The following is a 1,126-nucleotide window of genomic DNA, read 5'->3' as shown; positions in this document are numbered from 1 at the left end:
GGGAGGACAACCCGGGGAACTGAAACATCTAAGTACCCGGAGGAGAGGAAATCAATCTCGAGACTCCCCGAGTAGCGGCGAGCGAAAGGGGACCGATGGCCAAACCGTCGAGCGGGCATACCCGGCAGGGGTTCCGCCGACGGGGTTGCAGGGCCGCGCATCCGGGGGCTGCCGCCCCCGGGCGCAGGTCCGGCTGGGGAGCGGAACGGCATGGGAGGGCCGGCCGCAGCGGGTGACAGCCCCGTACGCGAACCCAGACCGGACGGCGCGACGCGGTCCCTGAGTAGGGCCGGGCACGTGAAACCCGGTCCGAACCTGGGTGGACCACCATCCAAGCCTGAGTACTACCCTGTGACCGATAGCGCACCAGTACCGTGAGGGAAAGGTGAAAAGCACCCCGGGAGGGGAGTGAAACAGTACCTGAAACCGTGCGCCCACGAGCAGTCGGAGCACCTATATGGTGTGACGGCGTGCCTTTTGTAGAATGAGCCAGCGAGTCGCTGGCGCGGGGCGAGGTTAACCGAAAGGGAGCCGGAGCGAAAGCGAGCCTTAACAGGGCGACTTGAGTCCCGCGCCGCGGACGCGAAGCCGGGTGAGCTATCCGTGGGCAGGCTGAAGCGGGGGTAAGACCCCGTGGAGGGCCGAACGCACGTCGGTTGAAAACGGCGGCGATGACCTGCGGATAGGGGTGAAAGGCCAATCAAACCCGGAGATATCTCGTTCTCCCCGAAATAGCTTTAGGGCTAGCGTCGCGCGTTCACCGCCGGAGGTAGAGCACCGGATGGACGAGGGGGCTTCGCCGCCTACCGAATCCAACCGAACTCCGAATGCCGGCGGCCCAGAGCGCGGCAGTCAGAGCATGTGGGCTAAGCTGTGTGCTCGAGAGGGAAACAGCCCGGACCGCCCGCTAAGGTCCCCAAGTTCCAGCCGAGTGGCAAAGGATGTGCGTCCGCCCAGACAACCAGGATGTTGGCTTAGAAGCAGCCATGCATTCAAAGAGTGCGTAACAGCTCACTGGTCGAGTGGACATGCGCCGACAATACACGGGGCTAAGCTGGACACCGAAGCGGCGGGATTTTGATTTACAGAATCGGTAGGGGAGCTTCCCATGGGCGGTGAAGCCGCC

At 63.9% G+C, this 1,126-nt stretch carries 1 rRNA gene (only partly in view); it reads left to right on the top strand.

What is annotated here, in order from left to right:
• A 23S ribosomal RNA gene (locus DXC99_RS10150) occupies positions 1–1,126 on the top strand (its annotated part continues 1,782 nt past the right edge of the window); the annotation flags it as partial.

It is taken from the genome of Collinsella sp. TF10-11AT (genome assembly GCF_003437565.1).
Lineage (GTDB): Bacteria > Actinomycetota > Coriobacteriia > Coriobacteriales > Coriobacteriaceae > Collinsella.
Note: the sequence above shows the minus strand (reverse complement) of the source record. Positions and strands in the feature narration are given on the sequence as shown.